Source organism: Serratia sp. CY52157, from assembly GCF_052168495.1.
In the GTDB taxonomy this organism is placed as follows: Bacteria; Pseudomonadota; Gammaproteobacteria; order Enterobacterales; family Enterobacteriaceae; genus Serratia; species Serratia ureilytica.
This window is the reverse complement of the sequence record NZ_JBJNMO010000002.1, coordinates 678,496-703,204: the sequence shown is the minus strand read 5'-3', so window position 1 is coordinate 703,204 and position 24,709 is coordinate 678,496. Positions and strand designations below refer to the sequence as shown.

Below are 24,709 nucleotides of genomic sequence, written 5' to 3'. Positions count from 1 at the left end.
CCTGAAATCGGGGTAGTGGCCGGTGGCGCTATCCTACCCCGATTGACCCGCAGCGCTGCGTGAATTACGTCACAGGAAAGAAAACGTTTACATACATTTTTTTAACCTGCCGATGGGCGCTCACTTCAGCGCTTTGGATTCCGTTTCACCGGCGGCCATCTGCGTCAATTTGCGCCACAGCCATTCCATCGGCCCCTGTTCGAAGTAACGCAGCCACAGTGCGGAAAAGACCAGGTTGACCAACCAGACCAGCGGCACAAACGCCAACAGCTGAAGCCGGTCGAACTGCTCATAGAGGCCAAAGCGATAAAACAGCGTAGTGCAGATCAGCGTTTGCAACAGGTAGTTGCTCAGCGCCATGCGCCCCACCTGGCTCAGCCAGTGGGCGATGCGCAGGCGAGACAGCGCGGGCCAGAAACCGTAACACAGCGCCAGATAGCCCAGCGCCTGCAGCGGCGCGCCCAGCTCGCGCGGCACCTGCAGCAGGAAACCGCTCCAGCGATAGTCCCAGTGCACCTGCCATTGCAGCACCACCGCCGGCAGTTGGATCAGCACGGATAGCGGCAACAGCCACGCCGCCTGCCGCAGGTAATAGCCGGAGGAATAGCTGCCGCGCAGCCAGCCGCTGCGCATTAGCCCGGCGCCGAACAGCATCAGCCCCGCCAGCTCCCAGCCATACTGCGCGCCGATGGCCAGCAGGCTGGACGAGAGCAGATCGGCGCGGCTGCGCCAGGCTTCGAAACCGCCCTGCAGCTTCCAGAACTTCTCGTACTGCAATTCCGCCACGCCCGGCTGCCAGAAGCTGCCCGGTTCACCGTGCGAGACAAAACCGAGCAGCAGCAGCACCGCCACGCCGATCAGGTAGAGCACCACGCCGGTTTTCAGCAGCTGGAATGTGTCTTTGGCTTCGCGGATCATGCGCCAGCACACTAAGCCGATTAGCCCGTAAGCCAGCAGAATGTCGCCGTCCCACAGGAAGATGGCGTGCGCGAGGCCGAACAGCACCAGCCACGACAGCCGCGCGCGGATCCAGCTTTTGCCGCGCCGCAGCAGCATTTGCAGCCCGGCGCCGAACAGCAGCGCGAACATCGCCAGGAACTTGGCCTGGGCGAAAAGATCCAGCAGCGCCCAGGTCCAGGCGTCGCGCGATGACGGCATCCCCAGATAGGCCGGATTGAGGTAGGCGGCCTTCGGCAAGCCGAAGGCGCTGATGTTCAGCAATAAGATGCCGAGGATGGCGATGCCGCGCACGCAGTCCAGCGTAGCGATGCGCGGCAGAGGATGACTGTTCATTTTTTATCGCTGTCTTCCGCTCATGAAAAAGGCGCCCGCAGGCGCCTGTTGTCGTTTTGCGAGTCGCCCCGCAACGCCATCACCCCTGGTGATGGCGCACCGCGCGCAGGAACTCCTGGCGGGTATTTTGGCTGGACTTGAACAGCCCCCCCAACGAGGTGGTGGTGGTGGCGCTGGTCGCGTCGCGAATGCCGCGCGCTTTGACACAATAATGGACCGCATCGATCGATACCGCCACGTTATTGGTGCCGAGCAGGGTCTGCAGCGCAACCAGGATCTGCTGGGTCAGGCGCTCTTGCACCTGCGGACGCTGGGAGAAGAACTGCACAATGCGGTTGATCTTCGACAGACCGATCACCGAGTCTTTCGGGATATAGGCCACGGTGGCCTTGCCGTCGATGGTGACGAAGTGGTGTTCACAGGTGCTGGTCAGCGTGATATCGCGCACCGTCACCATCTCATCCACCTTCATTTTGTTCTCGATGACGGTGATTTTCGGGAAGTTGGCGTAGTCCAGACCGGAGAAGATCTCGTCGACATACATTTTGGCGATGCGATGCGGCGTTTCCGCCAGGCTGTCGTCAGACAGATCGAGATTCAGCAGCTGCATGATTTCGGTCATGTGCTCTTTGATGCGACGCTTGCGCGTTTCGCGATCCAGCACTTCCCCGCGCAGCGGTGTCTCCAGACCACGCTCTTCCAGTGCCGCATGCACCAGCGCGGCTTCTTTACTTAATGATGTCATGTATTTGTTCTCCTGCGGACGGAACCCGCCGGCGGCCTGATAGGGCGTGCGGCCGGCGAATTGCTTGCTCTCGTGACGGCAGAGTTTTCGTGGTGGATAACGTGAACCCGGTCAAGATTTTGCCCCCACTGTAGATGAGAGCGCGGCGATTATCCAGTGATAGTGCTTCATCCAGAGGTGAAATCTTCGCATTTAGCACAATCAGGCCGGCTGCGGGTTTCCACGCTTTTTGTATGGATTTTAATCACCGAGTCGCCGTTTTTTGCGCCAACCGCCGCGCCGGGGTATTCACCGCCAGCCCTCCGGCCACCAACAGCGCTATCACCGCCACATACAGCGCCGGTTCCAACCGATGGGTCAAGGCGGTCGACAGCGCCGACAGCATCGGCCCAACCAGCTGGCCGATCGCATAACCGGTGGTCAGCAATCCGGCCATGTAGCGCGCATGGCGCGGCGCCAGTTCACGGCCGTGCTGCAGGGCAAGCTGCACCACGCAGAGGAAACCGCCGCCGGTCAGCAACGCCCCGAGCGCCAGGCCGGCCACGCCCGGCACCACTTCGGCGCTCAGTACGCCGAGCGCCTGTACCCACAGCGTGATCGCCAACCGGGTTTGGGTAGTCAGCCGATGGCGGGTCACAATGCCGATAACGATCCCCAGCACCGCCGCGCCGCCGAACACCGGCCAGACGAACTGTGCGAACAGGCTGTCGGGAAAACGCGCCGCCGCCATCTGCGACAAGAAGGTCGCCGGCAGGATATAGCCGAAGCCGGCCAGGCTGTAGCTCCACACCAGACGCTTGAGCGCCGGCGTCAGCAGCAGCGGCTCCGGGGCCACGTCCGGGCGATGCAGCTCGCCGCTGCGCGGCAGAAAGGCGCTAATCCCCCCGACCAGCACCAGCGCCAGCCCGCCATACACCAGCCAGGCCTGCGCCGCCGTCAGCCCCAGCGCGTTGATGCCCACCGCCAGCATGCCGCTGAGGAAGATGCCGGCGCCCGGCCCGGCGAACACCGCCGCGCTCAGCGCCGGCCGGCCGTAGTGCGCCAACCGCTCGTTGGTCCAGGCCGCCACCAGCACCATCGCCCAGCCGCTGGCCCAGCCGATGACGAAGCGCAGCGCGCCGTGGGTCCATTCATCCTGCGCCAACGCCGACAGCAGCGTCAGCGCCATCGCGCCCCATACGCCCAGCCACAGGCGCCGCTCGACGTGGCGCGTGGCGCGCATCGCGTCGTAGGCGCCGCACAGATAGCCCAAATAGTTGATCGCCGCCACCAGCCCGGCGCCGGTCAGGCTGAACTGGTGGTCAGCGATCATCAGCGGCACCTGAGGGGTGAAAGCGAAGCGGCCAATGCCCATCGCCACGATCAGCGCGGCAAACCCGCTCAAGGCAATACGTAAAGCCATACCGGTATCCAAAAGGTTAAAAGAAAGTTGCCAGTATCATGCCGCAGTATTAAACTCACAAAAACTGAATAATAGTAATCAAGTTCATCACGAAACGAGAATATTATGGATCTGACCCAGCTTCGCATGTTCTGCTGCGTAGCGGAAACCGGCTCGGTCGCCCGCGCCGCCGAGCAGCTGCACCGCGTGCCGTCGAATCTGACCACCCGGCTGCGCCAGCTCGAGCAGGAACTGGGCGCCGATCTGTTTATCCGCGAAAAACAGCGCCTGCGCCTGTCGCCGATGGGCCATAACTTTCTGTGCTACGCCAATCGCATCCTGGCGCTGAGCGACGAGGCGATGAGCATCACCCATGCCGGCGAACCGGCGGGCAACTTCGCTCTCGGCTCGATGGAGAGCACCGCCGCCACCCGCCTGCCCTCGCTGCTGGCGGCTTACCACCAGCGTTTCTCGCAGGTGTCTCTGTCGCTGACTACCGGCACCTCCGGCGAAATCGCCGATCGGGTGCGCGCCGGCACGCTGGCGGCAGCGCTGGTCGACGGCCCGGTGCCCTATGACGAGCTGAACGGCTGCATCGCCTATCCTGAACATATGGTGGTGATCTCCTGTCTCGATCACGCGCCGATCCACAGCGCCAAAGACGCCAACGGCGAAACGCTGTTCGCCTTTCGCGCCAGCTGTTCCTACCGCCTGCGGCTGGAGGCCTGGTTCAAGCGCGAAGGCGCGCGGCCGGGGCAGATCATGGAGATCCAGTCCTATCACGCCATGCTGGCCTGCGTCGCCAGCGGCGCCGGGCTGGCGATGATCCCGCATTCGGTGCTCAGCCTGCTGCCGGGCCATGAGCGGGTTCGGGTTCACACCCTGCCGCCGGACGTGGCCGACACCGCCACCTGGCTGCTGTGGCGCCGCGACGCGTTCGGGCCGAACGTGCGCGCGCTGAAAGAATTGATTATTGAACAGACGGAAACCGCCGCTGTTGATGAAAACACCCCCAACGATTTATCAGACGTTGTCGATATCGCCTGATTTAAAAAGAAAACCACTGAGGAGACTATGATGGAGATGATCAAAACCCGCGCCGCCGTTGCCTGGGGCCCGAACCAGCCGCTGAAGATCGAAGAAGTCGAGCTGATGCCACCGCAAAAAGGCGAAGTGCTGGTGCGGATCGTCGCCACCGGCGTTTGTCACACCGACGCCTACACCCTGTCCGGTAAAGATCCGGAAGGCGTGTTCCCGGCGATCCTCGGCCACGAGGGCGGCGGCGTGGTGGAAGCGGTCGGTGAAGGCGTCACCAGCGTGGCGGTCGGCGATCACGTGATCCCGCTCTACACCCCGGAGTGCGGCGAGTGCAAATTCTGTAAATCCGGCAAGACCAACCTGTGCCAGGCGATCCGCGCCACTCAGGGCAAAGGCCTGATGCCGGACGGCACCACCCGCTTCTTCAAGGACGGCAAACCGATCTTCCACTACATGGGCACCTCCACCTTCTCCGAATACACCGTGGTGCCGGAGATTTCACTGGCGAAAATCAACAAGGAAGCGCCGCTGGAAGAAGTGTGCCTGCTGGGCTGTGGCGTCACCACCGGCATGGGCGCGGTGATGAACACCGCCAAAGTGCAGCCGGGCGACACCGTGGCGATCTTCGGCCTGGGCGGCATCGGCCTGTCGGCGATCATCGGCGCGCAAATGGCCGGCGCGGGCCGCATCATCGGCATCGACATCAACACCAGCAAGTTCGATCTGGCGCGCAAGCTGGGCGCTACCGATCTGATCAACCCGAAAGACTATGACAAACCGATTCAGGAGGTGATCGTCGAGCTGACCGACGGCGGCGTCGACTTCTCCTTCGAGTGCATCGGCAACGTCAACGTGATGCGTTCCGCGCTGGAATGCTGCCACAAAGGTTGGGGGGAATCGGTGATCATCGGCGTCGCGGGCGCCGGCGAAGAGATCTCGACCCGGCCGTTCCAGCTGGTCACCGGCCGCGTCTGGCGCGGTTCGGCATTCGGCGGCGTCAAGGGCCGTTCGCAGCTGCCGGGCATCGTCGAGCGCTATCTGGACGGCGAATTCGCGCTGAACGACTTTATCACCCACACCATGGGGCTGGAGCAGATCAACGAAGCGTTCGATTTGATGCACGAAGGCAAATCGATCCGTTCCGTCATCCACTTCGACAAATAAGCCAGGAGGCAGAGATGACGTTGTCATTGGAACTTCTCGAAGAGCACCGCATGTTCGGCGGCTGGCAACAGCGTTATCGCCACGCGGCGCAGAGCCTGAATTGCAACATGACATTCAGCATCTACCTGCCGCCGCCGCGCGATGACAACCCGCCGCCGGTGCTGTACTGGCTGTCGGGGCTGACCTGCAACGACGAGAACTTCACGTTGAAAGCCGGCGCGCAGCGCATCGCCGCCGAGCTGGGCCTGGTGCTGGTGATGCCGGACACCAGCCCGCGTGGCGACGAGGTGCCGAACGACGAAGGCTACGACCTGGGCCAGGGCGCCGGGTTCTACCTGAACGCCACCCAGGCGCCGTGGGATCGTCACTTCCGCATGTACGACTACATCAGCGCCGAACTGCCGGCGCTGATCGAACAGCACTTCAGCGTCAGCGATCGTCAGTCGATCTTCGGCCACTCGATGGGCGGCCACGGCGCGCTGATGATGGCGTTTCGCAACCCGCAGCGCTTCCGCTCGGTATCGGCCTTCGCGCCGATCGTCAACCCGTGCCAGGTGCCGTGGGGCCGCAAAGCGTTCACCGCCTATCTGGGCAGCGACGAGAGCCAGTGGCTGCAGTACGACAGCTGCCATCTGCTGGCCAGCGGCGCGGAAAAAATGCCGGTCCTTATCGATCAGGGCGATGACGACCAGTTCCTGGCCGATCAGCTGCAGCCGGCGCGGCTGGCCGAACTGGCGCGCCAGCGCGACTGGCCGCTGACGCTGCGCATTCAGCCGGGGTACGATCACAGCTACTTCACCATCGCCACCTTCGTAGAAGATCACCTGCGTTTCCACGCCGAGCACCTGTTCCGCTGATAAAAAAATCCGGGCGGTTTAACCGCCCGGATTTCTTCAAAAACCATCAATCAGAAAATCGATGGCGGCTTTAATTTGATTCCTGTGCTCATTGACATTACCAACGGCCTTCCCAATCTGCGAAATACGTACGGCAGCCATCTCATGCGTCATAACAAGAAACTTTTCGCCGTTGACCTCAATTTCCGGGCATAAACGTGCAGAAATTTTAACCCTGACGTTATCCAAAGCATAAAGAGGGATCACTAACCGGGTCGAGAGGACATCAATAAGATCGCTTTGAACGTCCAGTAAGTAGGGATAGGCTGATGCCGGATACGTATTATCATATACGGTAAATTGCATATTTAAAATGTCCGATATTCATCAGACAACAAACCATTTTCTTCAGTGATACGATTAAGTTCTTCTAACGCCGCGCGATTTTGCTCGCGCCACTGTTGAATCTCAATATCCCTGACGCGGACGCTCAATGCGTCTGTCAATACGGATGACACATTGACGCCCAGGGATTTTGCGCGCTGGAAAAGATCGCGATCGATGGTTACGTTGACTGTCTTTTTCGTCACATTGTTATTTGCCATATCCATTCCCCATCCCTGTAATATACACGGGTTAAATTTTCATCAATTATACTCGTAAAACAGGGGTATGCCAATTCAGCGATGCCCTCACCCCTTCAGTTTCGGATCGAGCGCGTCGCGCAATCCGTCGCCCAACAGGTTGAACGCCAGCACGGTGATGAATATCGCCAGGCTGGGGAAGATCGCCACGTGCGGCGCGATCACCATATCGGCGCGCGCTTCGTTGAGCATCGCCCCCCACTCCGGCGTCGGCGGCTGGGCGCCCAGCCCCAAAAACGACAGGCTGGCGGCGGTGATGATCGAGGTGCCGATGCGCAGGGTGAAATAGACCACGATCGAAGACAGGGTGCCCGGCAGGATGTGCCGCAGGATGATGGTCCAGTCCGAGGCGCCGATGCTGCGCGCCGACTCGATATAGGTCAGGTGCTTGAGCACCAGCGTATTGCCGCGCACCAGGCGGGCGAAGGCCGGAATGCTGAAGATCGCCACCGCGACGATCACGTTGGCCATGCCGCTGCCCATGATCGCCACCACGCCGATCGCCAGCAAAATGCCGGGAAACGCGAACAGCACGTCGCAGACGCGCATGGTGAGGCGATCCCACCAGCCTTCATAGTAACCGGCCAGCAGCCCCAGCAGGGTGCCGATCGCCCCACCCGCCAGCACCGAGAACACCCCGGCCGCCAGCGAAATGCGCGCGCCCATCAGGATGCGGCTGAAAATATCGCGCCCGAGGGAATCTACGCCCAGCCAGTGCACCAGCGAAGGCCCCTCATTCAGCCGGTCGTAATCGAAATAGTTTTCCGCATCGAACGGCGCCAGATAAGGCGCCAGCAGCGCCGCCGCAATCAGCAGCAGCACCAACAGGCCGGCGACCAGCGCCGCCCGCTGACGGCGAAAACGCCGCCAAAATTCGCCCCACGGCGTGCGTACCGCGTTAGGGTCGATAAGCGGCATCGCCTTCAATGCGGCGCTGCGCCGCCAATGCTTAATCATGCCGCGTCCTCATTGGTAACGAATCGCCGGGTTGATCGCCGCGTACAGCATATCCACCAGCAGGTTGATCAGGATGAACTCCAGCGAGAACAGCAGCACCTCGGCCTGGATCACCGGGTAATCGCGCATTTCCACCGAGTCCACCAGCAAGCGCCCCAGCCCCGGCCAGTTGAACACCTTCTCCACCACGATCGAACCACCGAGCAGGAAGCCGAACTGCAGCCCCATCATGGTCACCACCGGGATCATCGCGTTGCGCAGGCCGTGTTTCATCACCACCACGCTTTCCCGTACGCCCTTGGCGCGCGCGGTGCGCATGTAGTCCTCCTGCAACACCTCGACGAACGAAGCGCGGGTGAAACGCGCCATCACCGCCGCCACCGCCGCCCCCAAGGTGATAGAAGGCAGAATGTAGTGCCGCCAGCTGTCGGCGCCCACCGTCGGCAGCCACCCCAGCTCGACCGAGAACACCTGCATCAGCAGCATGCCGAGCGCAAAGGCCGGGAACGAGATCCCCGATACCGCCAGCGTCATGCCGAGACGATCCGGCCAACGGTTACGCCACACCGCCGACACCACGCCGATCGCCAGACCGAACGCCACCGCCCACAACATGCTGGCGATGGTCAGCCAGAAGGTCGGCATAAAGCGCGAGGCGATCTCTTCGCTCACCGGGCGCTTGGACACCATCGAGATGCCGAAGTCGCCCCGCAGCGCGTTGACGAAAAAGTGCACGAACTGCTGCGGCAGCGGCTTATCCAGCCCCAAATCCTTGCGCACCAGCTGCACCACCGCCTCGTCGGCCTCCGGCCCCGCCGCCAGCCGCGCCGGATCGCCCGGCAGCAGGTGGACGAACAGGAACACCAGCACCGCCACGATCAGCAGCGTTGGGATCAGGCCCAGCAGTCGTTTCAGAAAATAATTGAGCATCTCATTCCTTCCCCCGCCAGCCGCCGTCTGGCCGCAGGCGGGGATGGGCGCCTTATTTCAGATCGGCGTTATCAAAGTTGAACGAGGTATCCGGCATCACGTAGAAACCGCTCAGCTGCTTGCTGTTGGCCGACAGCAAGCGTTCGGTCGCCAGGAAGATCCAGGGCGCGTCGGCCCAGATGCGATCCTGCGCGTCCTGATACAATTTCTGCTTCTCGGCGCGATCGGTGGTCGCCAGGGCGTCGGTCAGATCCTTGTCCACCTGCGGGTTGCTGTAGAACGCGGTGTTGAACTGCTTCGGCGGCGCCGCCTGGGTGGAGAACAGCGGCGACAGCGCCCAGTCCGCTTCCCCGGTCGAGGCCGACCAGCCGGTGTAGAACAGCCGCACGCCGGTGTCTTTCACCCCGACGCTCTCCACCTGCGCCGCGCGCTGCCCGGCGTCCATCGCCATCACCGTCACTTTCACCCCCACCTGCGCCAGCTGCTGCTGGGTGAACTGCAGCACTTTCTGCGCGGTGCTGTGGTTGTGGGACGACCACAGCGTGGTGGTGAAGCCGTTCGGGTAACCGGCCTCTTTCAGCAGCTCACGCGCCTTGGCCGGATCGTACGGCCACGGCTTGTAGCGGGCGGCGAAGTCGATCGCCGGCGGCACCGGCCCTTCCGCCGGCACCGCATAACCAGCGAACGCCACCTTGATCAGCGCGTCCTTGTTAATCGCGTAGTTCAGCGCCTGGCGCACCTTCGGGTTGTCGAACGGCTTTTGAGTGACGTTCATGCTGATGTAACGCTGCAGGATCGACGGGGCAGCCACCACGTCCAGCTTGGCGTTGCCCTCCAGCACCTTGGCCTGCTCGTAAGGGATCGGGAAGGCGAAGGTCGCCTCGCCGGTCTGCAGCATCGCCGCGCGGGTGTTGTTATCCACCACCGGGCGCCAGGTGATGCTGTCGAGCTTCGGCAGCCCCGGCTGCCAGTAGCCGTCGAACTTCTTCACCTTGACGAAATCGGTCTGGTTCCAGGCCACGAACTGATACGGCCCGGTGCCGACCGGATGGAAACCGATCTCCTTGCCGTATTGCTTCAGCGCCGCCGGGGAGATGATCGCCGCCGCCGGGTGCGCCAGATTGTTGACGAACGCCGAGAACGGCGCCTTCAGCACGATCTTCACCGTATTGGCGTCCACCGCCTCGGTTTTGTCGATCATCTTGAACAGGTTGTAGCGCTTGAGGTGGCTGTCCGGGTTACTGGCGCGATCGAGGTTGATCTTCACCGCTTCGGCGTTGAACGCGGTGCCGTCGTGGAATTTGATGCCCTGGCGCAGTTTGACGGTATAGGTCAAGCCGTCTTTGCTGACCTCATAGCTGTCCGCCAGCACGTTTACCAGCTTCATGTCCTTGTCGAAGCCGAACAGCCCCTGATAGAAAGACTTGGCCACCGCCTGCGACAGCGTGTCGTTGGCGTCATAAGGATCGAGGGTGGTGAAGTTGGAAGCCACGGCGATCACCGCGTCCTTCGCCGCCCAGACCGGGCCGGTTCCCGCCGCCAGCAGTACGGCGGCCAACAGCGCATTGCGTTTGAATGTGTGCTTCATGTCGCTTGTCTCTCCTGAGGTCTTTAAAAAGCACCGGCGATCGGGTGGCGGGCGACAAAGTGCCCGGCGCCAACCTGCACCAGCGGTGCGGTAACGGGTTCATCGCCCAGCGCGCGCACTGGGCTCGGGATCTCATCAGCCGGCAGCGGCTGCCGTTTGTGGGCGTGAGCGGGATCGGCCACCGGCACCGCCGCCATCAGCTTGCGGGTATAGGGGTGCTGCGGGTTGTCGAACACCGCCTGCCGCGGGCCGATCTCGACAATTTGCCCGAGGTACATCACCGCTACCCGGTGGCTGATGCGCTCCACCACCGCCATGTCGTGTGAAATAAACAGAAAAGCGATGCCGAACTCGCGCTGCAGATCGAGCAGCAGATTGACGATCTGCGCCTGAATCGATACGTCCAGCGCCGAGACCGCCTCGTCGGCGATCACCACTTTCGGGTTCAGCGCCAGCGCGCGCGCGATGCAGATGCGCTGGCGTTGGCCGCCGGAAAATTCGTGCGGATAGCGGCGCGCGTGTTCCGGCTGCAGACCGACGCGTTCCAGCAGCCAGGCCACCCGCCTTTCCGCCTCACGGCCGCGCATCACGTTGTGCACCAGCAGCGGCTCCATGATGGAGAAACCGACCGTCAGGCGCGGATCGAGCGAGGCGTAAGGATCTTGAAAGATGAACTGAATATCGCGCCGCAGGTGCTGCAGCGCCGGCCCCTTCAACCGATCGATTCGCCGCCCGGCGAAGGTGATGGTGCCGCTCTGGCTGTCCACCAGCTTCAGCAAAGAACGCCCGGTGGTGGACTTGCCGCAGCCGGACTCGCCCACCAGCCCCAGCGTCTCGCCGGGGTAAAGATCGAAGCTGACGTTTTCCACCGCGTGTACCCGGCGAGTGACCCGATTGAACAGCCCGCCGCGCAGATCAAAACGCGTGACCAGATGCTCCACCCGCAGGATCGGCGCGGCGTCTGGCGGCACGGTATCCTGCGGCGCGGCATCGCCCTCGCCATCCGGCAGCGGAAACTTTGCCGGCAGCGGCCGATCGGCCATCGCCCCCAGCTTCGGCACCGCCGCCAGCAGCGCCCGGGTATAGGCCTGTTGCGGCGCGGCGAACAGCTCGCGCACCCGATTTTGTTCCACCTGCTCACCGCGGCGCATCACCAACACCCGATCAGCGATCTCCGCCACCACGCCCATGTCATGAGTGATGAAGATCACCCCCATCTGCATCTCCTGTTGCAGCACGCGGATCAGCTGCAGGATTTGCGCCTGAATGGTGACGTCGAGGGCGGTGGTGGGCTCATCGGCAATCAACAGCGCCGGCTTGCAGGAGAGCGCCATGGCGATCATCACCCGCTGGCGCATACCGCCGGAGAGCTGGTGCGGGTAGCGCCCCAACACCTCTTTAGCCTCCGGAATACGCACCAGATCGAGCATGCGCAGCGCCTCCTGGCGCGCGCTGCGGTGGTCCATGCCCTGATGCAAACGCAGCGATTCGGCGATCTGCTCGCCGACCGGAAATACCGGGTTGAGCGAGGTCATCGGCTCCTGGAAGATCATCGCCATGTCGGCGCCGCGCACCGTACGCAGCGTGCGCTGCGAGGCGTGCGCCAGATCGAGCAACGCGCCGTCGCGCCGGCGCAACGTCATGGCGCCGCCGACGATGCGCCCGCCGCCCTGCTCCACCAGACGCATCAGCCCCAGCGAAGTGACCGATTTGCCGGAGCCGGACTCGCCGACGATCGCCAGCGTCTCGCCGCGATCGAGATCGAACGACAGGTTGCGCACCGCGTATACGGCGCCGTCCGCTTGAGGAAAGCTGATGCTCAGATCGCGCACCGTCAGCACCCGCTGCGGCGGCAATGACAGCCCGTCGCCGGCGGGCCGGAATGAAACGTCGGTCATACACCCTCCCGGTGAACGCTTAGCGATAAATCCCGACGGACGGCGCATCGCCGACATAGCCAAAACCGCGGTACATCCCCTCGCTGTTGAACGGCAGCGCGATATTGCCGTGGCGATCGACGGCGATCATACCGCCGCTGCCGCCCAGCGCCGGCAGCTTCTCCATCACCACCCGATCGCTGGCCTCTTGCAGGCTGAGCCCGCCGTATTCGATCAGGGCGGAGACGTCATAGGCCGCCACGCCGCGCATGAAGATTTCGCCGGTGCCGGTGCTGGAGACCGCCACGGTGGCATTGTTGGCATAGCAACCGGCGCCGATGATCGGCGTGTCGCCCACCCGCCCGGCCTGCTTGTTGGTCATGCCGCCGGTGGAAGTGGCGGCGGCGAGGTTGCCCAGCGCATCCAGCGCCACCGCGCCGACGGTGCCGAATTTGCGATCGGGATCGAGCGGCTCGCCGGCCTGCGCCGCGCCGTCGTGATCGAGCAATACCCGCCCCTGCTCCGCCTGGGCGCGGTGCAACTGATCAAAGCGTTCCTGGGTAAAGAAGAAGTCGGGGGCGACCATTTCCAGGCCGTGGGCGGCGGCAAACTTCTCGGCGCCTTCGGCGGCAAACAGCACGTGTTCGCTGTTTTCCAGCACCGCGCGCGCCGCCAGCACCGGGTTGCGGACGCGGCTGACGCCAGCGACGGCGCCGGCATCACAGGTGCGGCCGTCCATCACGCAGGCATCCAGTTCGTGGGTGCCCTGATGGGTAAACACCGAGCCTTTACCGGCGTTGAACAGCGGGCACTCTTCGAGCAGCCGCACCGCTTCGGTCACCGCGTCCAGCGCGCTGCCGCCCTGTACCAATATCGCCTGCCCGGCGGCCACGATCTCGGACAGCGCCTGAATATACTGCCGTTCCTTTTCCGCACTCAGCGCCGCCCGGGTAATTGCGCCCGCGCCGCCATGAATGGCAATCACTGGTTTGCTCATTTGCCTGACACCCTGTGTTAATCCCGCCGTAGCACAGCGAATAAGCTGAGCGCGGTATCATTATTATTCAGTCTTTTTTCGATGCTATTTAGCCCGACTGTGGAAGTACAGCATAACGTCCACGCCCCACTTTTAGCGTAGTCCGCTTAGACCGTTTCGCACCTTGAAATAGCTTATTGGAATAAAAACAGCAGGTTATAAAAAGCGGCAAACCGCTGAGGGTGCGGCTGGGATTATTGGTAATTTCGCGAGAGGAAATAGCGGCATGGGGTCATGAAATAAACGTTCACGCTGAATAATCATTATTTCGACGCCCGGCCTGCCGTTTTTTTCCCGGCCGGGCGAAGATACTCCGCGATTAAAAACCGGAACCGGGTTGCTGTAAAAAGGCCTCTTCTTCCGGCGTGCTGATGCGCCCCAATATCGCATTGCGATGCGGGTAACGGCCGAAACGATCGATGATCGCCTTATGACGCAGTTCGAATTCCAGCTGATCGCCGTTATTGAGCTCGGTATACAACACCAGCGCCTGTTGGTGAATCAGCGGCGATTCCGAATGCATGAACGGCAGATAAAGGAAGCCACGCTGCTCGCGGCTCAGCCGTTCGCACTCGCCGCTGCGGATCGCCTCCTGCGCCAGAATCAACGCCATGCCGTCGCAGGCGAACGACTGCGGCGTGCCGCGGAACAGGTTGCGGCTGAACTGATCGAGCACGATCACCTCCGCCAGCCGCCCTTCGATGGTGTCGCGCCAGTGCGCCAGCTCCCCCGCCGCCGCCGCCCGCCAGATTTCGCCGAAGCGGCTGTGCAGCAGACGATCGAAATCATCGTCCTTTTTGAACCACATCACCGGTTCGATCTCGTCGAACCAGAACTCGATAACCTGTTTATGCATCATGATTCTCCTCTGTTTTACGCAGTTTATACCCGATCGCCCCAGCGCCGCAGTGCGAAAGATGGCGGGCATAACCCGTTCTCCCCCCCGGCGTTCTCTGCCATAATACCCGCACTTTGTCGCTATCAATGCGCACCCTGATTACGGAGTTCCCCTTATGGATCATTGCCATACTTCCGATCTCATCTCCCTGGAGCAAGCGCTGGAAAAAATGCTCGGGCAGATCGCCCCGCTGCAACAGACCGAATCCGTCGCCCTGACCGCCGCCGCCGGCCGCATCACCGCCGCGCCGGTGGTCTCACCGCTCGACGTGCCGCCGTTCGCCAACTCGGCGATGGACGGCTATGCGGTGCGCCTCGCCGATCTGGCGGCCAATGCGCCGCTGCCGGTCGCCGGGAAAGCCTTCGCCGGCGCGCCGTTCGACGGCCAATGGCCGGCCAACAGCTGCGTGCGCATCATGACCGGCGCGCCGATCCCGGCCGGGGCGGACGCGGTGATCATGCAAGAGCAGGCCGAAGTGAGTGACCAGGGCGTGCGTTTTACCGCCCCGGTAGAAGCCGGCCAGAATATCCGTTTGGCGGGTGAAGACATTCGCCAAGGCGCCAGCGTGTTGCCGGCCGGCGTGAAGCTGGGCGCCGCGCAGCTGCCGCTGCTGGCTTCGCTCGGGGTCGCCGAAGTGCAGGTGATGCGTAAGCTGAAGGTGGCGGTGTTCTCCACCGGCGACGAACTGCAGCCGGTCGGCCAGCCGCTGCAGGCGGGCCAGATCTATGATACCAACCGCTTCGCGGTACGCCTGATGCTGGAGCAGCTGGGCTGCGACGTGCTCGATCTCGGCATTATCCGCGACGATCGCGATGCGCTGCGCGCCGCCTTCGAACAAGCGGACAGCCAGGCCGACGTGGTGATCAGCAGCGGCGGCGTCTCGGTCGGCGAAGCCGACTACACCAAACAGATGCTCGACGAGCTGGGCCAGGTCAGCTTCTGGAAGCTGGCGATCAAACCCGGCAAACCGTTCGCCTTCGGCAAACTGGGCCACGCCTGGTTCTGCGGCCTGCCGGGCAACCCGGTTTCCGCCGCCCTGACCTTCTACCAACTGGTGCAACCGCTGCTGGCGAAGCTGGCCGGCCACAGCGACTGGCGCCTGCCGCCGCGCCTGCGCGCGCGGGCGCTGACGCCGCTGAAGAAATCGCCGGGCCGCCTCGATTTTCAGCGCGGCGTGTTCAGCAGCAACGCCGCGGGCGAACTGGAGGTGAGCACCACCGGCCACCAGGGCTCGCACGTCTTCAGCTCCTACAGCCAGGGTAACTGTTTCATCGTGCTGGAGCGCGAACGCGGTTCGGTGGCGGCGGGTGAAACGGTGGAGATTGAGCCGTTCAACGCCCTGCTGAGGAGCTGAACATGTTGCCGGAATTGACCGACGCCGAAGCGCTGCGTTACAACCGCCAGATCGTGCTGCGCGGCTTTGACTTCGACGGCCAGGAGAAGCTGAAGGCCGCCCGCGTGCTGATCGCCGGGCTGGGCGGGCTGGGCTGCGCCGCCGCGCCTTATCTGGCGGCGGCCGGGGTCGGCCATCTGGTGCTGGTGGATTTCGACACCGTCTCGCTCTCCAATCTGCAGCGCCAGATCCTGCACCGCGACGATCGCATCGGCCAGAGCAAAGTCGCCTCCGCCAGGCAGGAACTGAGCGCCATCAATCCGCATATCCGCATCGACGCCATCGACGGTCGTCTGGAAGACGATGCGGTTGCGGCAGAGATCGCCGCCTGCGATCTGGTGCTGGACTGCACCGATAACGTGGCGGCACGCGACGCGCTGAACCGCCAGTGCCACACGCAGCGCAAGCCGCTGGTTTCCGGCGCGGCGATCCGCATGGAGGGCCAGCTCAGCGTGTTCACCTATCAGCCGGGCGAGCCCTGCTACCGCTGCCTGAGCCGGCTGTTCGGCGACAGCGCCCTCACCTGCGTCGAAGCGGGCGTGATGGCGCCGCTGGTCGGCACTATCGGCACCCTGCAGGCGATGGAAGCCATCAAGCTGCTGGCCGACTATGGTCAGCCGCTGCGCGGCAAGCTGTTGATGTTCGATGCGATGAGCATGCAGTTCCGCGAGATGAAACTGCCGAAGGATCCGCACTGCGAGGTGTGCGGCGGAGAATGACGGATAAAAAAAGGGCGGGATAGTTCCCGCCCTGATGCGTTGCCGCGAGGGTTACACGATCCCCTGGCTGCGCAGATAGTCTTCGTAGTTGCCGGTAAAGTCGATTACCTTGTTCGGGGTGATTTCCAGAATCCGCGTCGCCAGCGAGCTGACGAACTCACGGTCGTGGGAGACGAAGATCAGCGTGCCTTCGTACATCTCCAGCGCCATGTTCAGCGATTCAATGGATTCCATATCCAGGTGGTTGGTCGGTTCGTCCATCACCAGAATATTCGGACGCTGCATCATCAGCTTGCCGAACAGCATGCGGCCCTTCTCACCACCGGACAGCACCTTCACTTTCTTCTTGATGTCGTCCTGGCTGAACAGCAAACGGCCCAGCACGCTGCGCACCGCCTGCTCGTCGTCTTTTTCCTGCTTCCACTGGCTCATCCAGTCGAACACGGTCAGGGTGTCGTCGAACTCGTATTCGTGATCCTGCGCGTAGTAACCGATACGGGCGTTTTCCGACCATTTCACGGTGCCGCTGTCCGGCTGCGCGTCGCCCACCAGCGTTTTCAGCAGGGTGGTTTTACCGATGCCGTTGGCGCCCAGCACCGCGACCTTCTCGCCCACTTCCACCATCAGGTTCAGCTTGCTGAACAGCGGGCCTTCATCGAAGCCCTTGGTGAGCGCTTCCACTTCCAGCGCATTACGGAACAGCTTCTTGTCCTGCTCGAAGCGGATGAACGGGTTCTGGCGGCTGGAGGCTTTCACCTCTTCCAGCTGGATCTTGTCGATCTGGCGAGCGCGCGAGGTGGCCTGCTTGGATTTGGAGGCGTTGGCGCTAAAGCGGCTGACGAACGATTGCAGCTCATTGATCTGCGCCTTCTTCTTGGCGTTGTCCGCCAGCAGACGCTCGCGCGCCTGGGTGGCGGCGGTCATGTATTCGTCGTAGTTGCCCGGGTAAACGCGCAGTTCGCCGTAGTCCAGATCCGCCATGTGGGTGCAGACCATGTTCAGGAAGTGACGGTCGTGCGAGATGATGATCATGGTGCTGTTGCGCTCGTTGAGCACGTTTTCCAGCCAGCGAATGGTGTCGATGTCCAGGTTGTTGGTCGGTTCGTCGAGCAGCAGGATTTCCGGATCGGAGAACAGCGCCTGCGCCAGCAACACGCGCAGCTTCCAGCCCGGCGCGATTTCGCTCATCGGGCCATAGTGCTGCTCAACCGGAATACCCACGCCGAGCAACAGTTCGCCGGCGCGCGCTTCGGCGCTGTAGCCGTCCATTTCGCCGTAGGCCACTTCCAGATCGGCCACTTTATAGCCGTCTTCTTCGCTCATCTCCGCCAATGCGTAGATGCGGTCGCGCTCTTCCTTCACCGCCCACAGTTCGGTGTGGCCCATGATCACGGTATCCAGCACGCTGTACTGCTCAAAGGCGAACTGATCCTGACGCAGTTTACCCAGGCGCTCGTTCGGATCGAGGAACACGTTGCCGCCGCTCGGCGCCAGATCGCCGCCGAGGATTTTCATAAAGGTGGACTTGCCGCAGCCGTTGGCGCCGATCAGGCCGTAACGGTTGCCGCCGCCGAATTTGACAGAGATGTTTTCAAACAACGGCTTACTGCCGAACTGCATGGTGATGTTGTTAGTGCTTAACACAGCGCTCGCTCTTTATACATAGGGAATGTGATTTGGCGCGCATTATGCCACAACGGGGTGCAGAGATCGCGGGAAGTTTCGGTGACATTTTGAGCGCCTGCGGCATCCGATCCTTTTCGCAGGCGGCATAGCTGAATTAACGCGGCGGGAACTTCGCGGCAATCATCGCCGCCGTCGGCTGCACGCCGCCCAGGCTCCATTGTTCGGGCGCATGTTCATCGATTCGGACCCAAACCGACTGCCTGAACGCCGGATCGCCTCGCCCTTCTATCTCCACCAACAGATCGGTAATGCGGGACAGCAATTCGCTTTTTTGCCGTTCATCCAGCATGCCTTTCACCGTTTGCACATTAACAAATGGCATTATACTCTCCTTGAATATAGATAAGTCTAAAAACAAGACTTAGATTAGCGAAGGAAAATGCCCATGTCAAAATCTCCCGATCTCCCTACCGTTTCTCTTGCCCTGTGCGGGCTGGCGCAGGCCGCGGATCTGCTTGGCGATCGCTGGACGTTACTGATCCTGCGCGAGTCATTCTACGGCGTCCGCCGTTTTGAAGAGCTGCGCGAGAATATCGGCGCTTCACGCCAGGCGTTGAGCAACCGTCTGAATGCCATGGTAGAACAAGAACTGTTGGCCAAACGCGCTTACCGGGAGCCGGGCGAGCGCGAACGACATGAATATGTCTTGACGGACAAGGGGCGCAGCCTGGGGCCTATCCTGGTTGCGCTGATGGCATGGGGCCACCGGCATATTCTGCATAACAGCCCCCACGTTCAACTGGTGGATAAACGCAGCGGGCTGCCGGTGCAGCTGGCATTTATCGATGCGCAGGCGCACGTAGTGCCTGAAGACGCGCTGCAAATGTCGGCCGTTGAGCTCCCCCCGGCCTGACTTACCCATTCTGGTCTACGCTTGATACCAGACTGATTTAGGACAAGGATGCTGAACCATGCCACACCTCTATAACACCGCGCTGCTGATCGGCGCCGCGCTGAGCGCCATCGCCGCCCTGCTGCATATTTGGGTGATCGCCGCCGGGCCGCGCGGCTATCGGCTGTGCGGCGCCGGCGATCGCTTCATTAAGGCGGCGGAAGCGGGTAAAAAGTTCCCGGCCGTCGTCACCGCCGGCATCGCGCTGGTGCTGTTTATTTGGGCGCTGTACGCGCTGTCCGGCGCGGGCCTGATCGCACCGCTGCCGCTGCTGCGGCCCGCGCTGTTTATTATCACCTTTATCTACCTGCTGCGCGGCGTCGCCGGCCCTTTCGCCCTGCGCGATACCGGCCGCAGCCAACGCTTCATCGTCGTCAGCTCGCTGATTTGCCTCGGCTTCGGGCTGGTGCATCTGCTGGGGATGACGCAGCGCTGGAGTGCGTTGGCGTAACGCCCTGTTCCTGCAAGACGGCGATAAACGCCTGCGCGGCGGCGCTGCGGTAAGCGCCTTGGCGCTGCAGCAACACCGCCTGACGGGCCGGCATGGCGTTGGCCAGCGCCACCTTTTTCAACTGCCGGTTCTCGCGCGCAATCGCGGCCGGCAACAGCGTGGCGAGCTGCCCGCGCCGCACGATCTCGACGATGGCGCCCAGCGCATTGGCCTCCACCGCCACCTGCGGCCGAAACCCCAACTGCGTGCAGTAGCGATCGATAAACTGACGCGTGGCGAAGTCGCCGCTCAGCAAGGCCAGCGGCAGATGTCGCCACTCCGCCAGCGTCAGCGGCCGACGCCGCGCCGCCAGGGGATGTTCGGCGCCGACCATCAGCTCCAGCGTCTCGCTGAACAACGGCATCGCTTCCACGTCCGCCGACTGCGCCATCTCAAAGGCAATCCCCAGATCCAGCCGATCCTGCGCCAGCAGCGCCTCAATCCGCTCTTGCGCCATCTCCTCAATGCTCAGCGTAATCCCCGGGTAGCGGCGGTAGAACGCATCGATCGTCGGCCCCACCAGATAGGCGGTGAAGGTCGGGGTCATCGCCAGCCGCAAATGGCCGCGCGCCAGCGTCGCCACGTCATGGATCGCCCGCGCGCCGGCGTCCAGATCCTGCAGCGCCAGGCGCGCATAGCGCATCCAGGCCTCACCGGCGTCGGTCAGCTGCACCCTTCTGCCGCTGCGATCGAACAGCGGCGCTCCCAGCGCATCCTCCAGCTGTTTGATCTGTTGGGAGAGCGTCGGTTGCGAGACGTGCAGCGCTTCGGCGGCGCGGGTGAAATTGCCCTGTTCGGCAACGGCCAGAAAATATCGGATATGTCGCAGCAGCATAGCGCCCCAGCTATTAGTAAAACCTATAGCCAGCATTATAAATGGGTCTTAGACCCTATAGCCAGAAGCGTTCATCATGCCGTCATCGCTTACCTCCCAGGGAGAAAGACAATGAAAGAGGTGATTGAAGGCTTCCTGAAGTTTCAGCGCGAAGCCTTTGTTGAACGCACGGCGCTGTTTCAGCGGCTGGCGACCCGCCAAAACCCGCGCACGCTGTTTATCTCGTGTTCCGACAGCCGCCTGGTGCCGGAGCTGGTCACCCAGCGCGAGCCGGGCGATCTGTTCGTTATCCGCAACGCCGGTAACATCGTGCCGTCTTTTGGCCCCGAACCCGGTGGGGTGACCGCCTCGGTCGAGTACGCCGTCGCCGCGCTGGGCGTGGAAGATATCGTGATCTGCGGCCATTCCGACTGCGGCGCGATGACCGCCATCGCCACCTGCCAGTGTCTGGATCACCTGCCGACGGTCGCCGGCTGGCTGCGTTACGCCGATTCCGCCAAGGCGGTCAATCAGGCTTATCCGCACGCCTGCGACGAAGCGCGGGTCGCTTCAATGGTGCGCGAGAACGTCATCGCCCAGCTCAACAACATCAAAACGCACCCTTCCGTCGCCCTGGCGCTGGATCAGGGCCGCCTGGCGTTGCACGGCTGGGTCTATGACATCGCCAGCGGCGCTATCGAGGCGCTGGACGGCGAAACCCGCCGCTTCGTGCCGCTCGCCACCCATCCCGAGGTGACCGCCACGCCGGCGATCGCCCGTTTTTAAGCCCACAAAAGGAGCCAACATGACACACTCTCTGCACAACGCCGCCCCGCGCGAAGCGCTCACCGACACCATCATGGCCGCCAAGATCCGCCATAACCTGACGTTCGAAGCGCTGGCCGAGGGCACCGGTCTCAGTCTGGCGTTCGTCACCGCCGCCCTGCTGGGGCAGCATGCGCTGCCGGAACCGGCGGCGCGCACGGTGGCGGCCAAGCTGGGGCTGGATGAAGAAGCGGTGCAGCTGCTGCAAACCATCCCGCTGCGCGGCAGCATTCCCGGCGGCGTGCCGACCGACCCGACCATTTATCGTTTCTATGAAATGCTGCAGGTCTACGGCTCCACGCTGAAAGCGCTGGTGCACGAGCAGTTTGGCGACGGCATTATCAGCGCCATCAACTTCAAGCTGGATATCAAGAAGGTGCCCGATCCGGACGGCGGCGAACGCGCGGTGATCACCCTGGACGGCAAATACCTGCCGACCAAGCCTTTCTGATTGGCCTTGCGCCGGCGGCCCGCGTCGCCGGCAAATTGACAGCCAACCGGCCATTGGCTACATTAACTGCGCTGAAACGCCGCCCTGGCGTTTTTCACTGCCCGAGGCCTGTATGTTGGAGATTGTAACCACCCGATAGTCGCTTCCTTGCCGCATGGCGAGGGACTCTGACGTATCCGACGCGCGTTTGCGCGGGGATGCGCGTATCTGGGGTTATTACAGGATCTCCCAACATGAACATTTCCAAAGCGGAACAACGCGTGCTGCACGTGTTGGCCAAAGGCGGCTATATCGCCTTCACCCGCAACGACGCCGGTCGCGTCACCCACGTTGAATGCTACACCCGCGAAGGGCTCGGCTTGGCCGACTGCTCGCTGGCCGTTTTCACCAAGCTCAAAACCAAACGCCTGATCCTCTCCCGCCAGGGGCGCCCTTATCGCGTCACCTTCGCCGGGCTCAAGGCCGTGCGGGCGCAGCTGGACAACCGTTAATCATCGATACCGGCCGGGTAGGCAGCCCGGTCGGCACAGCCTTATTTAATCAGGATAAAACCATGAACATCACGTTACGCCACGAAACGCCGGCCGACGTCGGCGCCATCGCCACCCTCACCGCCGCCGCATTCTTGCATGCCGAGCACAGCAGCCACACCGAGCAGTTTATCGTCAATGCGCTGCGCGCGGCGGGAGCCCTCACCCTGTCGCTGGTCGCCGAACGCAATGGCACACCGATAGGGCACGCGTCCGTCTCGCCGGTCGCACTCAGCAACGGCGCCGCCGGGTGGTACGGGCTGGCGCCGGTGTCGGTGCTGCCGGCCTGTCAGGGCCAGGGGATCGGCAGCAGGCTGATCCGCCGGCTGCTGGCCGAGCTGCAGGAGCGTGGCGCCGCAGGCTGCGTGGTGCTGGGCGAACCGAACTATTACGGCCGTTTCGGCTTCCAGGCGCAGTGCGCGCTGACCCTGCCGGGCGTGCCGCAAAACTACTTCCGCGCCGTCGCCTTCCAGGGCGCGCTGCCGTGCGCGGAGGTCACCTTCCACAACGCGTTTAACGCCGAAGCCTAACCCTGTTGCCGGCGCCGTCATGGCGCCGGTTTTCAGTCCCGTTCGCCATAACGCAAGATAGTCATCCCTTCCTCTTCCGCCGGGGGAACAAAATACTGCGCCAGGTGCTCAAACTCCGCCTCACTCAGTGTAAACGGGTGCTCGCCGCGCGCATTTCTCAGCGTTATCCGGTTCAGGCACTGTGCATGGCTGACGTCGAGAAAGTGCAGGCAGTGCGCGACGCCGGCCTCCTCCGCCAAGGCTTTGGCCCAGCGCCGCCTGTCCGGCGTATTCATCGGGAAATCGAGCGCCACGGACCAACCGCCGCGCAGCAGCTGAACGAGGTGCCCGCCCAGCACTCGTCGCAGCCGGTCGGAACAGCGCGCGTAGTCTTGCAGACTGACCATCTCCTGTTCATACAGCGTCGCCAGCCACGCATCTTCGCTCAGCAACAGCGTTTGCGGCTGCTGGGCCAAACGCTGCGCCAACGTCGATTTGCCTGCGCCGGCCTTGCCGCACATCAGGTGTAAAACTGCAGGGTAGGTTTTCATGACGTTCTCCGGTCGTTGCCGGAAGGGGATAAAAAAACCCGCCTGCCGGCGGGTTTTTATTGGCGACACACGCGCTATCCCACCCTCTGGAGAAGGGTGATAATAATTTGCGCGAATGGGCGGTGGGATTTTTTCATAGCTAATGAATATGACAACCGTGCAGCGTTGTCAATTCGTCTCCGACGCAGGCTTGCTCTGTGCGTGATAACAACGGCTATCCTGTGGCGCCTGGTCGCGGCTCTCCAGCCCGTAGTCCCGCACCACTTCCGCCACCCGCAGCCGATACTGCGCCAACACCTCGCCACGGCCGCGCGCCTGCGCCGCCCGGTGCTGTTCGAGATTGCGCCACTGTTGCACCGCCGCTTCGTCGCGCCAAAAAGAGAGCGACAGCAGGCGCGCAGGATCGGCCAGGCTTTGAAAGCGCTCGATGGAAATGAATCCGTCGATCTGCGCCAGCAGCGGCTTCAGCTCCGCAGCCAGCCCCAGATAGGCATCGCGCTGCCCATCGGCGGCCTGCAGTTCAAAAATCACGGCGATCATTATCTTCTCCTCTCAACGGTAAAATTCCGATACGCGCGCAGGGTAAGAATGGCGCCACTGCACCGGTTTCAACGCCCGCTCATCAATATCCAGCGAATACGGCCGCACAGCAGCAAAGTGCGATGACCACAGGCTAGCAATGGACGCACAGCCATACTTCGCCTAACCTCGAAGTATGCATAACATCGAGATAGAAGATCGTTTAGCGGCGCTGAGCGCCGCCATCGCCGACCGCACCCGGGCGCGCATGCTGTGCCTGTTGATGGATGGGCGCGCCTACACCGCCACCGAGCTCAGCGCGGCGGTCGAGGTCGCCCCGTCCACCGCCAGCGCGCATCTGGCGAAGCTGCTGGAGCAGCAGTTGATTGCCTGCGTCAAACAGGGGCGCTATCGCTATTTCCGGCTGGCGGGGCAACCGGTGGCCGCAGCGCTGGAAGGCATGATGGCGCTGGCGGGCGTGCCGCGCCCGTCGGTGAAAAGCCGCACGCCCACCTCGCTGCAATATGCTCGCACCTGCTACGACCATATGGCGGGCGAGGTGGCGGTGAAGCTGCACGATCGGCTGCATGCGCTGAACTGGCTGACCGGCGAAGCAGACTACCGGTTAAGCGACGCCGGGCAGGCCGCGCTGGCGCGGCTGGGCGTCGATTGCTCCCCCGCTCCCACCCGCCGCCGCTTCGCCTGCGGCTGCCTGGACTGGAGCGAACGCCGCTCTCATCTCGGCGGCGCGCTGGGCGCCGCGCTGTTGGCCGCCTTTATCCAACGCGGCTGGATCCTTCGCCGGCTCGACAGCCGCGAGCTGCAGCTGACCCCCGCCGGTAAAAAAGCGCTGGCCGCACATTTTGACCTCACGGTGTAACCCGGCGACAGGGTAGTTTTACTGCAATACTCTAGGGGTACGCTTAAGCGACCCCGCCAACCC

General features: G+C 62.7%; 28 protein-coding genes. 12 read left to right on the top strand and 16 right to left on the bottom strand.

Features of this window, described 5'->3' with window-relative positions:
* Window positions 1–120: 120 nt before the first annotated feature.
* The 3 genes from yeiB to ACJ8IP_RS13170 all read right to left on the bottom strand — a co-directional run bounded on the left by yeiB (window position 121) and on the right by ACJ8IP_RS13170 (window position 3,440).
* Complete coding sequence (yeiB, locus tag ACJ8IP_RS13180; protein WP_442524416.1) at window positions 121–1,293, bottom strand: DUF418 domain-containing protein YeiB; 1,173 nt, start codon at window positions 1,291–1,293, stop codon at window positions 121–123.
* Window positions 1,294–1,372: 79 nt separating this feature from the next.
* Complete coding sequence (gene folE, locus ACJ8IP_RS13175) at window positions 1,373–2,038, bottom strand: GTP cyclohydrolase I FolE (RefSeq protein ID WP_004938969.1); 666 nt, start codon at window positions 2,036–2,038, stop codon at window positions 1,373–1,375.
* A 244-nt stretch (window positions 2,039–2,282) separates the two neighbouring features.
* Complete coding sequence (locus tag ACJ8IP_RS13170) at window positions 2,283–3,440, bottom strand: YbfB/YjiJ family MFS transporter (RefSeq protein ID WP_033650593.1); 1,158 nt, start codon at window positions 3,438–3,440, stop codon at window positions 2,283–2,285.
* 105 nt (window positions 3,441–3,545) lie between these two features.
* Between ACJ8IP_RS13170 and ptrR the strand changes: the two genes are divergently transcribed.
* From ptrR to fghA, 3 genes are read left to right on the top strand one after another with little or no spacing between them, the layout of a single operon-like run.
* Window positions 3,546–4,466 carry a putrescine utilization regulator PtrR gene (gene ptrR, locus ACJ8IP_RS13165; protein ID WP_047572137.1) on the top strand — a complete coding sequence of 307 codons (921 nt, stop codon included), beginning with the start codon at window positions 3,546–3,548 and terminating at the stop codon, window positions 4,464–4,466.
* Between the two features lie 30 nt (window positions 4,467–4,496).
* Window positions 4,497–5,621, top strand: a complete 1,125-nt coding sequence (locus tag ACJ8IP_RS13160; protein ID WP_016928454.1) for an S-(hydroxymethyl)glutathione dehydrogenase/class III alcohol dehydrogenase — start codon at window positions 4,497–4,499, stop codon at window positions 5,619–5,621.
* Between the two features lie 14 nt (window positions 5,622–5,635).
* Window positions 5,636–6,478, top strand: coding sequence for an S-formylglutathione hydrolase (gene fghA / locus ACJ8IP_RS13155; protein ID WP_015377214.1), 843 nt, complete (start codon window positions 5,636–5,638; stop codon window positions 6,476–6,478).
* Between the two features lie 36 nt (window positions 6,479–6,514).
* Here fghA and ACJ8IP_RS13150 read toward each other — a convergent pair whose 3' ends face one another.
* From ACJ8IP_RS13150 to ACJ8IP_RS13115, 8 genes are all read right to left on the bottom strand, one after another.
* On the bottom strand, window positions 6,515–6,823 hold the full coding sequence (locus tag ACJ8IP_RS13150) for a CcdB family protein (RefSeq protein ID WP_047728145.1): 309 nt from the start codon (window positions 6,821–6,823) through the stop codon (window positions 6,515–6,517).
* Between the two features lie 2 nt (window positions 6,824–6,825).
* On the bottom strand, window positions 6,826–7,068 hold the full coding sequence (locus tag ACJ8IP_RS13145; RefSeq protein WP_078061989.1) for a type II toxin-antitoxin system CcdA family antitoxin: 243 nt from the start codon (window positions 7,066–7,068) through the stop codon (window positions 6,826–6,828).
* Window positions 7,069–7,149: 81 nt separating this feature from the next.
* Window positions 7,150–8,058: a glutathione ABC transporter permease GsiD gene (gene gsiD, locus ACJ8IP_RS13140; protein WP_169539470.1), complete on the bottom strand. Its 909-nt coding sequence runs from the start codon at window positions 8,056–8,058 to the stop codon at window positions 7,150–7,152.
* A gap of 9 nt (window positions 8,059–8,067) precedes the next feature.
* On the bottom strand, window positions 8,068–8,988 hold the full coding sequence (gene gsiC / locus ACJ8IP_RS13135; RefSeq protein ID WP_147837792.1) for a glutathione ABC transporter permease GsiC: 921 nt from the start codon (window positions 8,986–8,988) through the stop codon (window positions 8,068–8,070).
* 52 nt (window positions 8,989–9,040) lie between these two features.
* Complete coding sequence (gsiB, locus tag ACJ8IP_RS13130) at window positions 9,041–10,576, bottom strand: glutathione ABC transporter substrate-binding protein GsiB (protein ID WP_147837791.1); 1,536 nt, start codon at window positions 10,574–10,576, stop codon at window positions 9,041–9,043.
* 23 nt (window positions 10,577–10,599) lie between these two features.
* Entirely contained in the window at window positions 10,600–12,474 is a 1,875-nt protein-coding gene (locus ACJ8IP_RS13125; RefSeq protein ID WP_442524415.1) for a dipeptide ABC transporter ATP-binding protein, read from the bottom strand.
* 19 nt (window positions 12,475–12,493) lie between these two features.
* Complete coding sequence (locus tag ACJ8IP_RS13120) at window positions 12,494–13,450, bottom strand: isoaspartyl peptidase/L-asparaginase family protein (protein WP_197815464.1); 957 nt, start codon at window positions 13,448–13,450, stop codon at window positions 12,494–12,496.
* Window positions 13,451–13,808: 358 nt separating this feature from the next.
* A complete protein-coding gene (locus ACJ8IP_RS13115) occupies window positions 13,809–14,345 on the bottom strand; it encodes a DUF924 family protein (RefSeq protein WP_033650589.1) in 537 nt (178 codons plus the stop codon).
* Between the two features lie 157 nt (window positions 14,346–14,502).
* On the opposite strand from ACJ8IP_RS13115, the gene moeA reads away from it, so the two are divergent.
* Both moeA and moeB read left to right on the top strand, forming a co-directional pair.
* Window positions 14,503–15,741 carry a molybdopterin molybdotransferase MoeA gene (moeA, locus tag ACJ8IP_RS13110; RefSeq protein ID WP_099784366.1) on the top strand — a complete coding sequence of 413 codons (1,239 nt, stop codon included), beginning with the start codon at window positions 14,503–14,505 and terminating at the stop codon, window positions 15,739–15,741.
* A 2-nt stretch (window positions 15,742–15,743) separates the two neighbouring features.
* Window positions 15,744–16,499 carry a molybdopterin-synthase adenylyltransferase MoeB gene (gene moeB, locus ACJ8IP_RS13105; RefSeq protein ID WP_442524414.1) on the top strand — a complete coding sequence of 252 codons (756 nt, stop codon included), beginning with the start codon at window positions 15,744–15,746 and terminating at the stop codon, window positions 16,497–16,499.
* 51 nt (window positions 16,500–16,550) lie between these two features.
* On the opposite strand, the gene ACJ8IP_RS13100 is transcribed toward moeB, so the two are convergent.
* Together ACJ8IP_RS13100 and ACJ8IP_RS13095 are read right to left on the bottom strand one after the other, a co-directional pair.
* Window positions 16,551–18,143, bottom strand: a complete 1,593-nt coding sequence (locus ACJ8IP_RS13100) for an ABC-F family ATPase (RefSeq protein ID WP_033642430.1) — start codon at window positions 18,141–18,143, stop codon at window positions 16,551–16,553.
* A gap of 136 nt (window positions 18,144–18,279) precedes the next feature.
* Window positions 18,280–18,507 (bottom strand): tautomerase family protein, encoded by a 228-nt coding sequence (locus ACJ8IP_RS13095; RefSeq protein ID WP_004939015.1) that lies wholly within the window; start codon window positions 18,505–18,507, stop codon window positions 18,280–18,282.
* 63 nt (window positions 18,508–18,570) lie between these two features.
* Here ACJ8IP_RS13095 and ACJ8IP_RS13090 point away from each other — a divergent pair, with 63 nt between their 5' ends.
* Both ACJ8IP_RS13090 and ACJ8IP_RS13085 read left to right on the top strand, forming a co-directional pair.
* Entirely contained in the window at window positions 18,571–19,038 is a 468-nt protein-coding gene (locus ACJ8IP_RS13090) for a winged helix-turn-helix transcriptional regulator (RefSeq protein WP_182073869.1), read from the top strand.
* A 58-nt stretch (window positions 19,039–19,096) separates the two neighbouring features.
* On the top strand, window positions 19,097–19,528 hold the full coding sequence (locus ACJ8IP_RS13085; RefSeq protein WP_019454439.1) for a hypothetical protein: 432 nt from the start codon (window positions 19,097–19,099) through the stop codon (window positions 19,526–19,528).
* Here ACJ8IP_RS13085 and cynR read toward each other — a convergent pair.
* Window positions 19,452–20,402, bottom strand: coding sequence for a transcriptional regulator CynR (gene cynR / locus ACJ8IP_RS13080; protein ID WP_442524413.1), 951 nt, complete (start codon window positions 20,400–20,402; stop codon window positions 19,452–19,454). The two genes, ACJ8IP_RS13085 and cynR, sit on opposite strands and share 77 nt — an antisense overlap.
* 111 nt (window positions 20,403–20,513) lie before the next feature.
* Here cynR and ACJ8IP_RS13075 point away from each other — a divergent pair, with 111 nt between their 5' ends.
* The 4 genes from ACJ8IP_RS13075 (at window position 20,514) to ACJ8IP_RS13060 (ending at window position 22,717) form a co-directional block, all read left to right on the top strand.
* Window positions 20,514–21,167, top strand: a complete 654-nt coding sequence (locus ACJ8IP_RS13075; RefSeq protein ID WP_033642426.1) for a carbonic anhydrase — start codon at window positions 20,514–20,516, stop codon at window positions 21,165–21,167.
* Between the two features lie 19 nt (window positions 21,168–21,186).
* Window positions 21,187–21,657, top strand: coding sequence for a cyanase (cynS, locus tag ACJ8IP_RS13070; RefSeq protein ID WP_033650583.1), 471 nt, complete (start codon window positions 21,187–21,189; stop codon window positions 21,655–21,657).
* Between the two features lie 233 nt (window positions 21,658–21,890).
* Window positions 21,891–22,148 (top strand): YjhX family toxin, encoded by a 258-nt coding sequence (locus ACJ8IP_RS13065; protein WP_004939031.1) that lies wholly within the window; start codon window positions 21,891–21,893, stop codon window positions 22,146–22,148.
* 62 nt (window positions 22,149–22,210) lie between these two features.
* Window positions 22,211–22,717: a GNAT family N-acetyltransferase gene (locus tag ACJ8IP_RS13060; RefSeq protein WP_072628040.1), complete on the top strand. Its 507-nt coding sequence runs from the start codon at window positions 22,211–22,213 to the stop codon at window positions 22,715–22,717.
* Between the two features lie 32 nt (window positions 22,718–22,749).
* On the opposite strand, the gene ACJ8IP_RS13055 is transcribed toward ACJ8IP_RS13060, so the two are convergent.
* Together ACJ8IP_RS13055 and ACJ8IP_RS13050 are read right to left on the bottom strand one after the other, a co-directional pair.
* Window positions 22,750–23,247 (bottom strand): AAA family ATPase, encoded by a 498-nt coding sequence (locus tag ACJ8IP_RS13055; protein ID WP_072628041.1) that lies wholly within the window; start codon window positions 23,245–23,247, stop codon window positions 22,750–22,752.
* 168 nt (window positions 23,248–23,415) lie between these two features.
* Window positions 23,416–23,787 (bottom strand): antibiotic biosynthesis monooxygenase family protein, encoded by a 372-nt coding sequence (locus ACJ8IP_RS13050; RefSeq protein WP_072628042.1) that lies wholly within the window; start codon window positions 23,785–23,787, stop codon window positions 23,416–23,418.
* Window positions 23,788–23,962: 175 nt separating this feature from the next.
* Between ACJ8IP_RS13050 and ACJ8IP_RS13045 the strand changes: the two genes are divergently transcribed.
* The gene (locus ACJ8IP_RS13045; protein WP_042784016.1) at window positions 23,963–24,646 is read left to right on the top strand and encodes an ArsR/SmtB family transcription factor; all 684 of its coding nucleotides are present in this window, start codon (window positions 23,963–23,965) and stop codon (window positions 24,644–24,646) included.
* The last annotated feature ends 63 nt before the right edge of the window (window positions 24,647–24,709 follow it).